The 16,114-nt window shown below is 50.3% G+C and carries 18 protein-coding genes and 8 tRNA genes; 1 reads left to right on the top strand and 25 read right to left on the bottom strand.

Going from position 1 to position 16,114, the window contains the following annotated elements; genetic code table 11:
- Positions 1–82: 82 nt before the first annotated feature.
- From GIW82_RS11115 to acpS, 22 genes are all read right to left on the bottom strand, one after another.
- A tRNA-Gly gene (locus GIW82_RS11115) sits at positions 83–156 on the bottom strand.
- 22 nt (positions 157–178) lie between these two features.
- Positions 179–255 (bottom strand) — tRNA-Arg (locus GIW82_RS11110).
- An 8-nt stretch (positions 256–263) separates the two neighbouring features.
- Positions 264–349: transfer RNA gene (locus GIW82_RS11105), tRNA-Leu, on the bottom strand.
- A 93-nt stretch (positions 350–442) separates the two neighbouring features.
- A tRNA-Gln gene (locus GIW82_RS11100) sits at positions 443–517 on the bottom strand.
- A gap of 8 nt (positions 518–525) precedes the next feature.
- Positions 526–601, bottom strand: a tRNA-Asp gene (locus tag GIW82_RS11095).
- A gap of 4 nt (positions 602–605) precedes the next feature.
- Positions 606–680: transfer RNA gene (locus GIW82_RS11090), tRNA-Met, on the bottom strand.
- 455 nt (positions 681–1,135) lie between these two features.
- Positions 1,136–1,207, bottom strand: a tRNA-Glu gene (locus tag GIW82_RS11085).
- A gap of 4 nt (positions 1,208–1,211) precedes the next feature.
- Positions 1,212–1,286 (bottom strand) — tRNA-Asn (locus GIW82_RS11080).
- 301 nt (positions 1,287–1,587) lie between these two features.
- Positions 1,588–2,046: a SprT family protein gene (locus GIW82_RS11075; protein ID WP_154750004.1), complete on the bottom strand. Its 459-nt coding sequence runs from the start codon at positions 2,044–2,046 to the stop codon at positions 1,588–1,590.
- Positions 2,033–4,195 carry a Tex family protein gene (locus GIW82_RS11070; protein WP_154750003.1) on the bottom strand — a complete coding sequence of 721 codons (2,163 nt, stop codon included), beginning with the start codon at positions 4,193–4,195 and terminating at the stop codon, positions 2,033–2,035. The genes GIW82_RS11075 and GIW82_RS11070 overlap by 14 nt, the downstream gene beginning before the upstream one ends.
- A gap of 115 nt (positions 4,196–4,310) precedes the next feature.
- Positions 4,311–4,910, bottom strand: a complete 600-nt coding sequence (locus GIW82_RS11065; RefSeq protein ID WP_370456210.1) for a PP2C family serine/threonine-protein phosphatase — start codon at positions 4,908–4,910, stop codon at positions 4,311–4,313.
- A complete protein-coding gene (sigB, locus tag GIW82_RS11060; protein ID WP_154750002.1) occupies positions 4,910–5,692 on the bottom strand; it encodes an RNA polymerase sigma factor SigB in 783 nt (260 codons plus the stop codon). Before sigB ends, GIW82_RS11065 begins: the two co-directional genes overlap by 1 nt.
- Positions 5,670–6,140 carry an anti-sigma B factor RsbW gene (gene rsbW, locus GIW82_RS11055; RefSeq protein ID WP_154750001.1) on the bottom strand — a complete coding sequence of 157 codons (471 nt, stop codon included), beginning with the start codon at positions 6,138–6,140 and terminating at the stop codon, positions 5,670–5,672. Before rsbW ends, sigB begins: the two co-directional genes overlap by 23 nt.
- Before the next feature lies 1 nt (position 6,141).
- A complete protein-coding gene (locus GIW82_RS11050) occupies positions 6,142–6,471 on the bottom strand; it encodes an anti-sigma factor antagonist (RefSeq protein WP_154750000.1) in 330 nt (109 codons plus the stop codon).
- Between the two features lie 100 nt (positions 6,472–6,571).
- A complete protein-coding gene (locus tag GIW82_RS11045) occupies positions 6,572–7,573 on the bottom strand; it encodes a PP2C family protein-serine/threonine phosphatase (protein ID WP_154749999.1) in 1,002 nt (333 codons plus the stop codon).
- A gap of 12 nt (positions 7,574–7,585) precedes the next feature.
- On the bottom strand, positions 7,586–7,987 hold the full coding sequence (locus GIW82_RS11040; RefSeq protein WP_154749998.1) for an anti-sigma regulatory factor: 402 nt from the start codon (positions 7,985–7,987) through the stop codon (positions 7,586–7,588).
- Between the two features lie 2 nt (positions 7,988–7,989).
- Positions 7,990–8,352 carry an STAS domain-containing protein gene (locus tag GIW82_RS11035; RefSeq protein WP_154749997.1) on the bottom strand — a complete coding sequence of 121 codons (363 nt, stop codon included), beginning with the start codon at positions 8,350–8,352 and terminating at the stop codon, positions 7,990–7,992.
- A complete protein-coding gene (locus tag GIW82_RS11030) occupies positions 8,349–9,179 on the bottom strand; it encodes an RsbT co-antagonist protein RsbRA (RefSeq protein WP_370456209.1) in 831 nt (276 codons plus the stop codon). The genes GIW82_RS11035 and GIW82_RS11030 overlap by 4 nt, the downstream gene beginning before the upstream one ends.
- Before the next feature lie 237 nt (positions 9,180–9,416).
- Positions 9,417–9,767, bottom strand: coding sequence for a type II toxin-antitoxin system PemK/MazF family toxin (locus tag GIW82_RS11025; protein WP_154749996.1), 351 nt, complete (start codon positions 9,765–9,767; stop codon positions 9,417–9,419).
- 4 nt (positions 9,768–9,771) lie between these two features.
- Positions 9,772–10,005: a transcriptional regulator gene (locus GIW82_RS11020; protein WP_154750038.1), complete on the bottom strand. Its 234-nt coding sequence runs from the start codon at positions 10,003–10,005 to the stop codon at positions 9,772–9,774.
- A 100-nt stretch (positions 10,006–10,105) separates the two neighbouring features.
- A complete protein-coding gene (gene alr, locus GIW82_RS11015) occupies positions 10,106–11,257 on the bottom strand; it encodes an alanine racemase (RefSeq protein ID WP_154749995.1) in 1,152 nt (383 codons plus the stop codon).
- 23 nt (positions 11,258–11,280) lie between these two features.
- Positions 11,281–11,631 (bottom strand): holo-ACP synthase, encoded by a 351-nt coding sequence (gene acpS / locus GIW82_RS11010; RefSeq protein WP_154749994.1) that lies wholly within the window; start codon positions 11,629–11,631, stop codon positions 11,281–11,283.
- A 70-nt stretch (positions 11,632–11,701) separates the two neighbouring features.
- Between acpS and GIW82_RS11005 the strand changes: the two genes are divergently transcribed.
- On the top strand, positions 11,702–12,310 hold the full coding sequence (locus GIW82_RS11005) for a rhomboid family intramembrane serine protease (RefSeq protein ID WP_154749993.1): 609 nt from the start codon (positions 11,702–11,704) through the stop codon (positions 12,308–12,310).
- 3 nt (positions 12,311–12,313) lie between these two features.
- Here the strand turns inward: GIW82_RS11005 and GIW82_RS11000 are convergent, their stop codons facing one another.
- The 3 genes from GIW82_RS11000 to cshA form a co-directional block, all read right to left on the bottom strand.
- On the bottom strand, positions 12,314–13,858 hold the full coding sequence (locus GIW82_RS11000; RefSeq protein ID WP_154749992.1) for a PH domain-containing protein: 1,545 nt from the start codon (positions 13,856–13,858) through the stop codon (positions 12,314–12,316).
- A complete protein-coding gene (locus tag GIW82_RS10995) occupies positions 13,851–14,330 on the bottom strand; it encodes a PH domain-containing protein (protein ID WP_154749991.1) in 480 nt (159 codons plus the stop codon). Before GIW82_RS10995 ends, GIW82_RS11000 begins: the two co-directional genes overlap by 8 nt.
- Positions 14,331–14,496: 166 nt before the next feature.
- Positions 14,497–16,008 (bottom strand): degradosome RNA helicase CshA, encoded by a 1,512-nt coding sequence (cshA, locus tag GIW82_RS10990; RefSeq protein WP_154749990.1) that lies wholly within the window; start codon positions 16,006–16,008, stop codon positions 14,497–14,499.
- Positions 16,009–16,114: the final 106 nt, after the last annotated feature.

Below are 16,114 nucleotides of genomic sequence, written 5' to 3'. Positions count from 1 at the left end.
CCTTGATCTGCCCGGAGGCTGATCAGTAACTATTTCATCAACGTTTTGCTGTTCAGTTTTCAAGGTTCATGGTTTAAAAATATGGAGCGGGTGAAGGGAATCGAACCCTCATCATCAGCTTGGAAGGCTGAGGTTTTACCACTAAACTACACCCGCATATTTAAAGTTGTAAGTCATTTGGCGCGCCCGGCAGAAGTCGAATCCACAACCTTCTGATCCGTAGTCAGACGCTCTATCCAATTGAGCTACGGGCGCAAACATTTTGGTGCGGTCGAGAAGAGTCGAACTTCCACGGGATTTCTCCCACTAGGCCCTCAACCTAGCGCGTCTGCCATTCCGCCACGACCGCATATTGTTTTGAGACAAGTAATATTGTATATGATTGCTATTGTTTTTGTCAACCGCTATTTTCAAGCGGCATCACACACACAGAAAAGTAAAATGGCTGGGGTACCTGGATTCGAACCAGGGCATGACGGGATCAAAACCCGTTGCCTTACCGCTTGGCTATACCCCAATAAAAAATGGCGGTCCCGACCGGGATCGAACCGGCGATCTCCTGCGTGACAGGCAGGCATGTTAACCGCTACACCACGGGACCTTTTTGGTTGCGGGGGCAGGATTTGAACCTGCGACCTCCGGGTTATGAGCCCGACGAGCTACCACTGCTCTACCCCGCGACAATAGAATTTAATTTATCTTGCTGATACTCATTGTGTATCGTAGATCGACATCTGCTTCGGCTTTGCCTGCATCGATGTTACTTCGCCGTCTTCGTACGGCTCGTTGCTCTACCCCGCGACAATAGAATTTAATTTTTCTTGCTGATACTCATTGCGTATCGTAGATCGACATCTGCTTCGGCTTTGCCTGCATCGATGTTACTTCGCCGTCTTCGTACGGCTCGTTGCTCTACCCCGAGACAATGTTATTTCTTTCATCTTGCACATGCTCTCCATAGATTGAAGTCTGCATCCATAAGAACTATGTACTTCTGTGAAACCAATGCGCTTACATTATGTGATCTGCCAATCGGCCAGATAACTAATATAACACATGCCTTCGTATTTTGCATCTATTTGCTTTGCGTCAATCAAACATTCAAGCTTAACGTTCACTTAGTATGTATAGATGATGACCCCTACGGGATTCGAACCCGTGTTACCGCCGTGAAAGGGCGGTGTCTTAACCGCTTGACCAAGGGGCCTTAATGGCTCCGAAGGTAGGACTCGAACCTACGACCATCGCATTAACAGTGCGGTGCTCTACCACTGAGCTACTTCGGAATGACGGGTAATTGCTTACCGACTTTTCTTATTATAAGGAGTGTTTCACGAATCGTCAATAGCTTTTCCGTTTTTTCTTCAACTTTTTTTCCTTTGCGCCACTTTTTTGCAAAAGGCGCTGTTGCTTGGCTACTCTTGCCCACTTACATTTAGGCTGAAACCCTCTACAACTGAAATCATTATTCAAGAAAAACCTTTTTCATTATACCTTGAAGCACGCACTGAAGCAATCCTCTTCAGAGAAAATTGAAAACAGCCGGCCGTCCACCATTCCCTGGACGCTCGGCTGTTCTTTCATTTCCTACTCGCTTTTCAAGCGCAGCTTCCCATTGCACTTGCCGCAACGGTAGCGGGCTGTGTTCATCCGGATCTTCCGCGCGTATTCGCATCTGCAGTCGATGCATGCATAGATGTAACGCTTTACCGGCTTCGTCCGGGCTTTTGATTGGACGAGCGAGCAGAACCGGGGGGAACCGGTTTGCTCCAGCAGCTCCCGGAAGTCCCGGTCACGGTGCAGATAGCCTCTTCCTTCTATATGGAGATGGTAATGGCACAGCTCGTGCTTGATGATCCCGACCAATTCGTCGGTACCGAACTCCTTATAGGAAGCGGGATTGATTTCGATGTGATGGGACTGCAGCATGTAGCGCCCGCCTGTCGTCCGGAGGCGGCGATTGAACATCGCTTGATGCTTGAATGCTTTTCCGAAATCGGCAAGGGAGATCTCTTTCACCAGTTCCGTCAGTTCAAGATCTGTCATCGCTCTTTACCGGATTCAGCATCGTCAGAGAGATGCGGCCTTTGTCAGCGTCCGCGGATTCCACCCAAACCGTGACGATATCGCCGACTCCGACGACATCGAGCGGATGCTCGACGAACCCTTTTTTCAATTTGGAAATGTGGACAAGGCCGTCTTGCTTCACGCCAATATCGACGAACGCACCGAAGTCGACAACGTTGCGTACTGTCCCTTCCACTTCCATGCCTTCTTTCAAGTCTTCTATTTTCAGGACATCGCTCTTCAATAGCGGCTGCGGGAACTCATCACGCGGGTCACGCGACGGCTTCTTCAAGTCGGCGACGATGTCTTTCAGTGTGATTTCACCGATGTCCCACTCTTTGCTGAGTGCCACAAGGTCGAGCGCGCTGAGTTTCTGTGCAATCTCCGGTGACCCGATCTCTTTCTTGGCTGCTCCGACATGCTTCAACAGCTGCCCCGCAACCGTGTAGCTTTCCGGGTGGATCGCAGTCGCATCCAGCGGGTTTTTCCCGTCGGCGATTCGCAGGAAGCCGATCGCCTGTTCATAAGTCTTCGCACCAAGACGCGGAATCTTCTTCAATTGTGTGCGGGAGTCGAAACGCCCTTCTTCTTCCCGTGCCTTGACGATGTTTTCTGCAACGGTCTTGCTCAGTCCCGCGACGTACTGCAAAAGGGACGAAGAGGCGGAGTTGACGTTCACCCCAACTTGGTTGACTGCCGTCTCTACAACGAAGCCGAGCTGGTCGGCCAGTTTCTTCTGTGCGACGTCGTGCTGGTACTGCCCGACACCGACTGCCTTCGGATCAATTTTGACGAGTTCCGCGAGTGGATCTTGGAGCCGGCGGGCGATGGATGCAGCACTGCGCTCTTCCACTTGCAGGTCCGGGAATTCTTGTCGCGCAACTTCAGACGCCGAATAGACACTCGCGCCTGCTTCATTGACAATGACGTACGTAATGTCGGCAGACCGCTGTGCGATGAAGTCTGCAACGAGCTGCTCTGTTTCGCGGGAAGCCGTACCGTTCCCGACTGCCATGATTTCGATCGGGTACTGCTCCGTTAAACGGGCCAACGTCTTCTCTGCACCTTTCCGGTCATTGCGCGGAGCGTGCGGGTAGATGACTGCCACTTCCAGGAGCTTTCCGGTCGGGTCGATGACGGCAAGCTTACAGCCGGTGCGGTATGCCGGGTCGACGCCGAGGACGAACTTGTCTTTCATCGGTGGCTGCAAGAGCAGCTTGCGCAAGTTCTCCGCAAAAATACGGATGGCCTGCGCTTCTCCTTTATCCGTCAATTCCGAGCGGAGTTCCCGCTCGATGGACGGCTGAAGCAGTCGTTTATATGAATCTGCGATGGTTTCCGTCAGGAATGATGAGTTGTTGTGGTTCCACTTTCTTTCCATCAACGTAAGAATTCGGTCGACTGGCGGTTCGATGGCAATTTTCAAGACGCCTTCTTTTTCACCGCGGTTCATCGCCAAAATTCGATGTGGTGCCGCTTTTTGAATGCCTTCTGTATATTCGTAGTACATTTCAAAGACCGCTTTTTCATCTTGATAGTCTTTTTTTGCTGCACTGATGATTGCGCCTGAGCGGCGTGTCATGTCACGGGCCTTCTCACGCACTTCTGTATCGTCCGCGAATTGCTCAGCGAGGATATCACGTGCGCCTTGCAGTGCTTCCTCTATTGTATTGACGCCTTTTTCTTCATTCAAGAAGTCTTTTGCTTTCCCTTCCAGGTTGTCCGATTTGGCATGAAGTGCGTATTCCGCCAAAGGTTCAAGGCCTTTTTCCTTGGCAATCGATGCTTTTGTCCGGCGGTTTTGCTTGAATGGCCGGTAAAGGTCTTCAACGCGCTGGAGCACTGTCGCTTCTTGGATACGCTTGCGCAGTTCCGGCGTTAGTTTCTCTTGTTCTTCGATTGCACGGAGGACGTCTTCTTTCCGTTGCTCGAGGTTTTGTATGTATTTATAGCGGTCATCCACCGCTTTCAATTGCACTTCATCGAGTGAACCGGTCATTTCTTTCCGGTAACGTGCGATGAATGGAATTGTCTGTCCTTCTTCGATCAGGGCGATCACTTTCGCGACCTGCGCTTTGCGAATTCCAGTTTCTTCCGCGATCAACGCTTGCATTTGTGCGATTTCCATTGGTTCCACTCCTCATTCGTTCTCATAATTCAAGATATTCCACAAAACCGCTCCGTTACCGCAGGGTTCGTGCCGAACTAACTCTTCCCATTTTAACACAAAGAAAAAAGCCTTCTTATTTAAGAAGGCTCCCCGAGATGAAGGTTGCATCGTCGACGGTTCGGACGGTCGTTAGAATGTTTTGGTAGAGTCGCCCGGGTGTACCCGCCATTCGCATCATCGACTTCGGACTGCGCAGCTCGACACCGTCCGAGTGAATCAAGAACAAATCGTCCTCTTCGTACGTGTAGGTTTGTGTGCGCAGCTTCTGTGGGCGTCCAGATAAATAGCCCATGACAGGAAGCGGATAAATCATTTGGTCCGTCCGCTTTCTGTACAAGTAGAACCGGATATTTCCGACGCAGCTGTATTCCAATGTCTTCTTCTTGAAATCCACTTTGAAAATCGCCACAGCCGCTCCGCGTTTTTGGTACATTAATTTATTGAACCGATGCATCAAGCCATCGATCGTTTCATGATGTCCATCTTTCAGGATTTGAGGGATGACTTGAGAAGACTCACGGGCGATAGGACCATTTCCAAGTCCATCGGCCACCGAGCAGATGAAGTAATCATCTGTAACAACCGTGAAATAGCTGTCACCCGATTCATAATTCCCTTCCTTGGCAGCATTAAAGACACAGACTTCTAAGTTCGGATGTTGAATCGTTTCCACTAGGACACTCCACTTGCTGCAAGAATCGCTTCCTGCAATTTTTTGATGGCTTTTCGCTGCAGTCTGGAAACGTGCATTTGGGAAATCCCCAACTTATCGCCGGTTTCTTTCTGACTCAGCTGTTCGATGTACGTATATTGAATGATCTGCTTCTCGCGGTCGCTCAGGACGTTCATCGCTTCTGCGACGAGCATGCGCTGATCGGCCTTCTCGTAGCCATCGTCTTCCTGACCGACAACGTCGAACAATGTGACGGTGCTGCCATCGGAGTCCGCCTCGAGTGAATGGTCCATCGATAGCGCCTGATAGCTCTTGCCCATCTCCATCGCTTCAAGCACATCGTCTTCGTCGACATCAAGGTACTCAGCGATTTCCCATACTTGTGGAGACCGTTGCAGTTCACGCGTCAGCACTTCGACCGACGCTTTGATGCGCGGTCCAAGCTCTTTGATGCGCCGCGGAACATGGATCGCCCATGTCTTGTCACGCAAGAAGCGCTTGATCTCCCCGATGATAGTCGGCACAGCGAACGCTTCAAAGCTGCGACCGAATGCAGGATCGTAGCGACGGATTGCGCCGAGCAGTCCGAGCATGCCGACTTGGGCGATGTCTTCGTGATAAGACTTGCCGTTCGAATACTTGCGTGCAATCGATTCGACGAGACGGCGGTAATTCAAGACAAGATTCGTCTGGGCTTCTTCATCTTCGTTCTTCTGATAAGCTTCGATCCATTCAAGGACTTGCTCTTTCGTAGGTTGATTAGGATGAGATCGTTTCGACATCCTCTTCCACCTGCCCTCCTCCGACATACTTCGTCATAAAGACGGTTACGCCTTCTTGATGGTGCACTTTCACTTCATCCATCAATGTTTCGATCAAATAAAGCCCTAAGCCTCCTTCACGCAGGAAAGCGACATCTTCCTGATCATGGTAAGGCCCCACTTCGGCTTTGGTCTTCTCAAAATCAAAGCTTTGTCCGTGATCCGCGACCATGATCTCCAGCTTATCTTTATAAAGTGCGCAGCCGATAACGACTTCGCCCTCTTCATCTTCTTTGTATGCATGCTGTACGGCATTCGTCACAGCTTCACTTGATGCAATCTTCAAATCTTCGATATCGTCATAGGAAAAACCGAGACGGCTTGCAAGACCAGAAATCGTCAGACGTGCAACGCCGACGAATTGTGATTTAGCAGGGACACGCATCTCTACATAATCGAACGGACGCATATCAAATGCCCCCTTTTCCAGCGGCTTCGATATCCATGATCTCACCGAGGCCGGTAATATCGAAAAGCCGTTTTAGGCGTGAGGAAAGACCGATCAATTTCACGTGCCCGCCATTGTTGTTCAATGCTTTATAAAATGCGACAAACACACCAAGTCCGGTGCTGTCCATATAATTCACTTCAGACAAATCCAGTTCCGCCTCCAGAGAAGGACGGTTTTGGAACACTTCGAGTTTCTCGCGTAGAACCGGTGCAGTATGCGCATCGATTTCGCCGCTAATCGAGCCTGTTACGCGGTTATCCACTTCAGTAAGATCCACTTGTATATTCATCTCTTTTATGACACCCCTGTTTTTATTATGTCCGTAGGGCTTTTAAAAAAAGCCGACGTAAATGTATTTACCACATCTACACCGATCGTAAACCTCCCGATCAGATCTTTTTGCAGATGACGATCGAGAAGTCATCTTTCAGCTCTGCATTCTGCATACGCTCCAGCTCATTGAACACGTGCTGCGCAATGGTCTGCGCCGGCTGGTCCTTCTTCGCTTCGATCAGATCGAAAATCACTTCACGTTCGATGAATCCATCTTCATTCCGGCCTTCCGTGACACCATCGGTCATGATGATGACCATGTCGTTTTCGTTCAGCTGGACGTCGTATTCCCCGTACGCTACATTCGGTGCGACACCAAGCAACAAGCCTTTTGCGTGCAGCTCAAAAAATGAATTGGTCTCGGCGCGATACAGAATCGCCGGCTCATGCCCGGCAGAACCGTATGTCAATCTGGCCGTTTCCGCATCATAATTGCCGTAGAACATGGAAACGAACATCGAATCATCGATGCTCTTCTCAACAATCCGGTTGATGACGCTCAGCACTTCTTCCGGACGTGCATTCGGACTGTTGAATGTATCCATTCCGAATTTAATCATGGACATGCAAAGGGCAGCCGGCAGTCCTTTGCCGATGACATCGGCTACTGCGACTCCTGCATACCGTTTATGGTCACTGATGAAATAGACATAGTCCCCGTTCATTTTGCGGAGCGGAATCGAAAGCAATCCGATGTCCAAACCGCTCACGTTCGGCAACGTCGTCTTCAAGAGTGTTTCTTGGACGTTCGCCGCCAGATCCATCTCCACCCGCAATTCTTCCTGCCGCTTGATCAAACTTTGGCGCTCCTGCAAAGCCATGCCATAGCTGATCATCATCTCGATCAGCAAATCAAATGAATGCCAGACTTGCGCAGGCATCTCCTCGTGCAGTTCCTGTAAAGCCGCTTTGTGCATGCTGATCACATCTTCAGGTGAAGTATTTTCTGCGATCAGCTTGCGGCTGAAGTTCTGTCCTTCATACAAATTCTGCTCCGACTGCATTTGTATGTATTGCTTCAGAATCTCCCTGTATTGACTTTCAATCTTTTGCACCATTCCCTGAACCTCCTATCGAAGCCATTTGGTCGCTTTGATTGCGGTTCCTTCCCCATGGACTGTATCGATCTTGAATTCATCCATCAATCGCTTGACGCCAGGAAGACCTGCACCTAAACCGCCAGATGTCGAGAATCCATCTTCCATCACTCTCCGGATATCCGGAATCCCCGGACCTTCATCGGAAGCGATGATGAGAATACCTGAAAGGCCATTTTCGACGATTCCCATAATTTCTACTTTTCCTTCGCCGGCATACAGATAGATGTTTCGCGCGAGTTCACTGATTGCTGTCGTGATGCGCGCCTGATCGACTGTACCAAAACCGAGCTCTTTTGCGACATTGCGGCCAAGTTGCCTTGCTGCAACAATATCCCATTCTGATTTAATGTCGACCGAAGATTGGTTGCTCATATTCAAGCCTCCAATTCCAGTTCAAGTTTTTCCAATCCGTTCTCTAAATCCAGTGCAGTCATCACGTCTTCAAGACGGATTCCTAGTTCAATCAATGTGATAGCTACTGCCGGCTGAATGCCGGTAATCACGACTTTGGCCCCCATAAGGCTTGACATGCTGATCACATCACCCAATACTTTGGCGATGAACGAATCGATAAAGTCGATGGAAGTCAGGTCGATCACGACACCGCGTGCGCTTGTTTCATGCAATTTATTAAGCAAGTCTTCCTGAAACTGGATCGCTGTCTGATCGTCCAATTCCCACTGGATCGAAACGATCAATGTATCGCGCAATTTTAAAATGGGAATACGGATATTCATGATTCATCACCCTCCACTATTTTTCGATTTGTATAGGCCAAGGCTTGTTCCACGCCGCGTTGCAAATTGCTTGTTGTCGCAAACTCATTCAAGTTGATGCCGAGTGTGACGATCGTTTGTGCAATTTCCGGACGGATACCGACGAGCATACATTTCGCTCCGACAAGTCGGACTGCATCCGCCGCTTGAATGATGTGGTGGGCAACCATCGTATCGACGACAGGAACTCCCGTAATATCCAGAAGGACGACTTCAGCACGATGCTTGACGACGCCTTCCAGCAAGTTTTCCATGATCAGCTTGGCACGTTCTGTGTCGATCGTTCCAACGAGCGGCATGACCGAGATGCGGTCGAACACCGGAATCAGCGAAGCCGACAGCTCTTGAAGAGCGATTTTCTGCAGACTGACCGTGCGCTCCCATGTCTTCGAATATGTATCGATCGTGCTGTCGCGGATCGGAATTGTCCACGCATCGAATTGGCGCATGAAGTCCCGCAAATTATCTTGGTTGATGATTCCCGCTTCTTCCATCCCTTCGAAAACGATTGTCGAAAAATGAGTGATCGCTTTTGTGACGAATGAAACCGACCAACCGAGTCGGACCACTTTCTCCGCGAAATCATTCAAACGGTTTTCATAGGCAGCATGGCTCTCTAATAAGTTCGAAACCATCAATCCGGCGAATTCCCGGCTGGTCTGGTCCATCATTTCCTTCGGTAGCACCTCAAACGAACGTTCTTGCTTTTCATTGATCATGGCTTCCTGCCACTTCACAGTAATACCGCTTAAGTTTTCTTGTATATATTTCGCCATTTGTTTATTCACTTTCCAACGCCCCTCCTTGAAAACTAGCTTCAAATTCTATATTCTCCATTCTATTGTATAGGAAAATATAATTTCATACATCCTTTTTCTATTATAGCGGATTATTCAGCTGTTCCGAACTCACTTAGCATTTGACAAAGTTGCCCGCAAAATGCCTCCATAAAAAAATAAAAAAAAGCTCCCGACAAGGCATGGAATCATGACTGCCGGCGAGCTTCCTTCGTACACTATGTATGGTTAAAATTTTACGAGCCCTACACTGATCTCGAGTGCCTCATCGACTTTCTTCATCAGTTTCTCGTCAAGGTGGGTGATCTTGTCAGTCAAACGCGATTTGTCAATCGTGCGCAATTGCTCAAGCAAGATGACCGAATCACGGTCGAAGCCATTCTTCCTGGCTTCGATCTCTACGTGAGTCGGCAACTTCGCTTTTTGGATCTGCGCTGTGATTGCAGCGATAATAACGGTCGGACTAAAGCGATTCCCTATATCGTTTTGAATCACCAGTACCGGGCGGGTCCCGCCTTGCTCAGACCCGACCACCGGTGAAAGTTCTGCAAAGAAAACATCACCGCGTTTTACATTCAAATTCTCAACCCCCGCTTACGAGTCGCACAGTCGTATGCTCCGCTTCGTACTCAGCATGAGAACATTCACAAGCGATAGATAGATTGATTTGTGACATCTCTACGTAGCCTTTGATCATAGCTTCCCGAATTTGATTAGAATCGTATATGCTTTTTGTTTCCCGTCTTGTCGAAACATAAACATAATCACCGCTTTCATGGACACGTTTGCCTGAATGCGCTGTCAGTTCTGAAATCATCTGCTTGGGAAGTTTGACTACCACTTCTCTTGTCTCTGTTTTACCGTACACAGCCCACACCTCCGAAATGCCATTTCTCTCTCTGCTATATGTCTGTCTCTTATCTTATCATTGCATCTCTATGCTGGAAAGAGTAATTTTCCGTGACAGCACTTTCGCTGTACACCCGCGGGACGCGCTGAGTCAAAATACATGGTACTTCATAAGGGATCGTACCGAGCCGTTCTGCCCATTCGTCGATGAAGATCCGCTCTTCTCCTTGAACGCCGATCAATTGCACGCTTTCGCCCACTTTCATTTCGTAAGGCAAACGGATCAAGCATTGGTCCATGCAGATCCGTCCGATAACCGGGACACGCCTTCCTTGCACGATCACTTCTTGCCCTTGCAGTCCACGCAGCATCCCGTCGGCATAACCAATCGGCAGTGCAGCGATCCACTCATCTTGCTCTGCCGTATACGTCGCACCGTAGCTGATGCTCTCACCTGCCGCCACGCGCTTGACGTGGACGATCGCCGTTTCCAGGCTGAGCGCAGGATAGAGCGGGAACGGCAGCAAATCTTGCACGTCTCGTGACGGCGGGATGCCGTACATGGCGATGCCGACGCGCACCGCATCGCATGCGAGTTCCGGGTGCTGGAGTGCTGCCGCACTGTTCGAAACGTGAACAAACAGCCCGGAATTCGCAAACTCGCCGATGACTTCCTTGATACGACGGACTTGTTCATTGAATAGCTCGCTCTCCAGTTCATCCGCTGTCGCGAAATGTGTATAGATTCCCACGAATGTCAGCTCCGACTGCTCGAGTAGGCGTGCAGCCCGGACCGCTTCGGATTCATGGACGCCGATGCGCCGCATGCCGGTATCGACTTTCAAGTGGACACGGAGCGGCGGCAGGGCGGCATCAAACGACGCCTGCGCCTGTTCGATCCAATCGAACGAAATCGCCGTGACGATGATGTTCTCCTGCTGTGCGTACGGAATGAAGTCTGCAGTCGTCGCACCGAGTACTAGTACATCCGCTTGAACACCTTGCCGGCGCAGTTCGACCGCCTCGTCCGGGGTGCCGACAGCGAGCATGACCGCACCCGCTTCGAGTGCCGCCTCCGCTACCGGCAGCATGCCGTGGCCGTAACCGTTCGCTTTGACAACCGCGATGACCTCCGCACCGTTCCCGTGCTCCCGGAAGTTCTCCACATTTCGTTTGATTGCAGCCAAGTTAATCGTGGCTTTCGTTGGGCGATAAGACATCCCATTCCCCCCATTTTCTTCATTTACGTCTCTAAAACCACTTGGGCTGCCGCAAAGCCTTTCGTATGCGTGATGCTCACAAAGCCGCGCTCCTGCTCATTGAAATAAATACGGGGGCGTCCATTTTCTCCGCGCAGCACCTGGATGGACTGGAATGAGCAGTGCACACCGATCCCCGTTCCCATCGCCTTGGCGAATGCTTCCTTCGCCGCAAAACGCCCCGCCAGAAACTCTGTCCGGCGGCGACCTGCTAACCCGTTGTAATCCACAAGCTCCGCTGGCGTCAACACGCGTGTCCGGAATTTCGGCGACCGCTCGTCCAGCCGTCGGATCCGGTCCAATTCGATCATATCCAAGCCGATTCCAGTGATCATCGAGGAGCTCCCCCTTTCATTCCACCTGCCGGAAAAGGTATAATGGATTTCATGAAACCGAGGTGACAATATGTTTGTTCGTACAGAAAGTTTTTCCGTTTATTTAAAGAAATATCCAGTGGTATCAGCACTCCTTGCCATCAATATCCTTATCCATCTTATCACATGGCTTCCCCACTACGGAGAGTATTTATACTATTACGGTGTCGGATCGAACTTCCTGATTGCTTCAGGTGAGTGGTGGCGGTTCATCACGCCGATGTTCCTTCACGCCGGATGGCTGCACTTATTATTCAACATGTTCGCCCTATTCATTTTCGGTCCGGAACTTGAACGGCTGACCGGGAAATTCCGCTTCATCAATATCTATTTGATTGCCGGCTTCTTCGGAACGGCCGCGACCTATTTCCTGCAGCCGCTCGATTACGCACATGTCGGCGCGAGCGGTGCAATCTTCGGGATCTTCGGGGCATACGGCGCACTCCTTTACCATGGAGGACGTTCCTTGCCGCAGCTGCGCCAGATCATCTTACCGATTATCGTCATCAGTGTCGTCATGACATTCTTGACGCCGAATATCAATATCACAGCCCACATCGCCGGGATGGTAACAGGATTCCTCATCGGACTGAGCTACTTCCATCCGAAACGGATCGTCAGCTGGAGAAAACAGAAATAAGGGTCAGCCGGAAATTTCCGGCGACCCTTTTTCTGTTGTTTCGATTGTTTGACTGTTGTTGGAAGGTTCGTACCAGGCGAGGATCTTGCCCGCGTCTTCCACTTCCATGTGATTGATGCGTGCAGTCATTCCGAGCATCCCTGACATGATCGTCGCCTGAATGGATGCAAGGCTTTTGCGGCGCTGGAAGATGCTTTGTGTCACTTCGACCGCCTGCACCCGCTTCCGCAGCAGGAAATACGTGTGCTTGCTGAACGTCCGGAACTGCATCGTCAGCTGCTTCCCTGTCAATGCATAGCCGACTGTCCGGTGCTGCCAGACTGATAACGCCAAAATGAGCGGAAGGACGAGCAGCGAGAACAAGCCGTATGGGAACAGGAAGTAACTGAGCCCGCCGATCAGCGGAACCATCCAGATAAAGTCGAGGCGGTAATAGAAATGAAGGCCTCGCTTTGGTGCCTTCACCAGTTCCGCCTGCCACTCCATCTCAGGGAACAGGTCCGTCAGAATCGCAAGCATTTCCGGTTTCTTGACAAGCGGCAGCAGCTTGATCTTCTCGTCTTTGTCGCTCCCGCCACCGCCCGCACTCTCCACTGTCACCACACCGTAATTGAACAACTGACGAAGCGGGTTTTGCGTGATGTTAATGCCTTGGATCCGGTTGAACGGAACCGTGATTTTCTTCTTTTCAAGCAATCCGCGTGTAATGTAAATATGGTCTTCGTCCGTTTGGATCGTGAATTGGTAATTGGCGAGGAACGTCATCAAGACGGAAATTCCCCACGCCAAGAGAAGTCCTAAGAAAATGACCAACGCGATGAACATGTAACCGAACTTCAAGAAGACCATCACTTCGTCATAAATCTTTTCGTACGGGATGAGATCCGCGAACTGCGACAGGAAAAGCGCAACTGCCGAGATGACGACACCGATCCCGCCTGAAGTTGTCGCGAGCACGACCAGGTCTTTGTTAGACATGCGGTATTTCGTGACCGCTTCCACTTTGACAGGTGGTGCCTGCTGCGGAACAGTTTCCCCTTCTTCTGTCAGAAGCGGTTCCACAAGAATGGCGCCACCGCTTTTCGCTTCCTCGATCTTCTCAGCGATCCGGTCGGCATCAGCTCGCGGGATGGCTGTCAGTTCCGCCTCCGCTTCCCCTTCTTTGCCGGAGCCTGCCGTTTCCACTTTCACTTTCACGAGCCCGAACGGCCGGTGGAAGATCCCTTCTATATAATTCAAGCTTTGGATGCGCTCGAACGGGATGTACCGTTTTTTCTTGACGAACAAGCCGTATTCGATCCGCAATTCCCCTTCTTCGAACCAATAGACGAACCGCTTCCACTTGATGAAGCCGGTGATCAGCGGGAAGACCAGGACCACCGCTGCGATGGCGAGCGGAATCATCGTCTGCCAATCCAAGCTGAAGCCGTCCCCTGTAAATAAATTGACCCCGAAAATGAATGCGAACGGGAGGATCAGCTCTTTGGCACCTTTCAGGAAGTTCAGGAAGATCGTGATGGGATGAAGCTTATACCGTTCTTCAGACATCGTCTTCCGCCACCCTTGCAAGCACCGAAATCCTGTTTCTCAACTCGTCCGCTTCCGCTGTAACGAGCGCAGGAATGGTGTGTGTAGTCGCAGCCGTCGAGATGGAAATCTGGGCAAGGTCATACTTGCGCAGGATCGGCCCTTGTTCGGTATCGACATGCTGGACCCTGACCATCGGGACGAGTGTGCGCTTGACGATGAACAAGCCGTGCTGCAATTCGATCTCCTGCTCCCGCACCTCATAGCGCCAGCGCTGCCAGCGGACTTTCGGGAACAAGTAAATCAGGAAGAAGCCGAACAAGGCGATGACTGCCGCATACACAGCATAAAGCCATGTCGGCCATTCAAAGAAATAGGTCATGACGCCTGCACCGATGCCAAGCAGCAAGACGATAGCCGTTTCGAAGAAGCCGTACATCCGCCAGACGGTCAAACCTTTCCGGGAAATCTTATTTTTCGGTTGATTGTCCATTTTTTTCTCTCCAATCATCTCGTGTCTATCCTCAGTGTTTCACACCTTATCTTACGGTGCAATAGCTGAATGGTTTCAAGCAAATACAGTGGCAATTACTTGAACAAGAAAAAAACCGCTCCGGCAGTCGGTTTCCCGACGCTCAGAGCGGTTGTAACGTTCATTCTTATGATTCGAAACGACGTGTGCGTCCTGGACGGCCTCCGCCGCCATCACGACGGCTGCTGCTTCCGCCTGATGAGCGACCTGATGGACGGCCTGATGATGATGGACGTCCGCCACCTGAACGGCTGCCTCCACGGTAGTTGCTTCCACCGCTGCGGCCTCCGCTTCCGCCTCTTGGCTTACCGCCGCGAGATGGGAGTGGACGCTCTTCTGTGATTTGAACCGGTGTATCTTCCGGCTCTTTCGTCATCATTTTAAGCGCTGCTGCAACAAGATCGACTGCGTCGAAGTTCTCAAGCATCTGGCCTGCGAATTCACGGTAGTCACCCAAGTTGTTTTTCTCTGTCATTTCTTGCAATTGTTCCATTGCTACGCGTTTTTGGCCTAGTACAGCCTCGTCCGCAGTTGGAGGAACCAATGCTTGCATTTTCTTCTTCGTCGTTCTTTCGACGATTCCAAGGTAACCCATTTCGCGTGGTGTAACGAATGTTACTGCCACACCTTTTTTGCCGGCACGGCCCGTACGTCCAATGCGGTGTACGTAGCTTTCCGGGTCTTGTGGAATGTCGAAGTTATAGACGTGTGTAACCCCTGAAATATCGAGTCCGCGTGCTGCAACATCCGTCGCAACCAGTACATCGATTTTGTTCGCTTTGAACTGTTTCAACACAGACATACGCTTCGCTTGGCTAAGGTCACCGTGGATGCCTTCAGCCAAATAGCCGCGGATGCTAAGTGCATGCGCCAATTCGTCAACGCGGCGCTTCGTACGTCCGAAGACGATCGCCAGTTCCGGTTGGTGAACGTTCAATAGACGTGAAAGAATATCGAATTTTTCGCGCTCGACAGATTTGACAAAGAATTGTTCGATGTTTTCGACTGTCATTTCTTTTGATTTGATTTTGACGATTTCCGGTTGTTTCATGAACTTCTCAGCGATGCGGCGGATAGCATCCGGCATTGTCGCAGAGAATAGAAGCGTTTGACGTTCTTCAGGCACGCTTGCCATGATTTTTTGGATATCTTCGATGAAGCCCATGTTCAGCATTTCATCCGCTTCGTCAAGAACAAGCGTGTTCACGTCGTCCAACTTCAACGTACGGCGGTTGATGTGGTCGATCAGACGACCTGGTGTACCGACGATGATCTGCGGACGGTTTTTAAGCGCACGGATCTGACGGCCGATTTCTTGTCCGCCGTAAACAGAAAGAACGCGGACGTTCTTGTCTTTTCCTAGACGGTAAAGCTCTTCCGATACTTGAATCGCCAATTCGCGTGTTGGTGCGATGACCAATCCTTGAACTTGACCATTCTTTGTGTCGACTTTCTCAATTAGCGGAATACCGAAAGCAGTTGTTTTACCAGTACCTGTTTGTGCTTGCCCGATAATGTCTTTGCCTTCCATACCGAGACGGATCGTTCCTTCCTGGATCGGTGTCGCCTCTTCAAAGCCCATACGTTTTACGGACTTCAATGTTGTTTCGCTAATATTTAACTCTGAAAATTTTACCAAATTATTTCAATCTCCTTTTGTCTTCATCTTTTTATTCACAAACGATACACTTTTAGATGAATTCATGACAAAGTCGAGCCTTTGCGTGGAATTTCACGTCGAAAAT

Origin of the sequence: Planomicrobium sp. YIM 101495 (genome assembly GCF_009707665.1) — a bacterium.
Lineage (GTDB): Bacteria > Bacillota > Bacilli > Bacillales_A > Planococcaceae > Planococcus.
Note: the sequence above shows the minus strand (reverse complement) of the source record. Positions and strands in the feature narration are given on the sequence as shown.

Coding starts and splice junctions, on each gene's coding strand:
- GIW82_RS11075 (WP_154750004.1), bottom strand. CDS start 2,046: ATGACAGATCTTGAACTGACGGAACTGGTGAAAGAGATCTCCCTTGCC.
- GIW82_RS11070 (WP_154750003.1), bottom strand. CDS start 4,195: ATGGAAATCGCACAAATGCAAGCGTTGATCGCGGAAGAAACTGGAATT.
- sigB (WP_154750002.1), bottom strand. CDS start 5,692: ATGTCGAAACGATCTCATCCTAATCAACCTACGAAAGAGCAAGTCCTT.
- rsbW (WP_154750001.1), bottom strand. CDS start 6,140: ATGCGTCCGTTCGATTATGTAGAGATGCGTGTCCCTGCTAAATCACAA.
- GIW82_RS11050 (WP_154750000.1), bottom strand. CDS start 6,471: ATGAATATACAAGTGGATCTTACTGAAGTGGATAACCGCGTAACAGGC.
- GIW82_RS11045 (WP_154749999.1), bottom strand. CDS start 7,573: ATGGTGCAAAAGATTGAAAGTCAATACAGGGAGATTCTGAAGCAATAC.
- GIW82_RS11040 (WP_154749998.1), bottom strand. CDS start 7,987: ATGAGCAACCAATCTTCGGTCGACATTAAATCAGAATGGGATATTGTT.
- GIW82_RS11035 (WP_154749997.1), bottom strand. CDS start 8,352: ATGAATATCCGTATTCCCATTTTAAAATTGCGCGATACATTGATCGTT.
- GIW82_RS11020 (WP_154750038.1), bottom strand. CDS start 10,005: ATGATTTCAGAACTGACAGCGCATTCAGGCAAACGTGTCCATGAAAGC.
- alr (WP_154749995.1), bottom strand. CDS start 11,257: ATGTCTTATCGCCCAACGAAAGCCACGATTAACTTGGCTGCAATCAAA.
- acpS (WP_154749994.1), bottom strand. CDS start 11,631: ATGATCACTGGAATCGGCTTGGATATGATCGAATTGGACCGGATCCGA.
- GIW82_RS11005 (WP_154749993.1), top strand. CDS start 11,702: ATGTTTGTTCGTACAGAAAGTTTTTCCGTTTATTTAAAGAAATATCCA.
- GIW82_RS11000 (WP_154749992.1), bottom strand. CDS start 13,858: ATGTCTGAAGAACGGTATAAGCTTCATCCCATCACGATCTTCCTGAAC.
- GIW82_RS10995 (WP_154749991.1), bottom strand. CDS start 14,330: ATGGACAATCAACCGAAAAATAAGATTTCCCGGAAAGGTTTGACCGTC.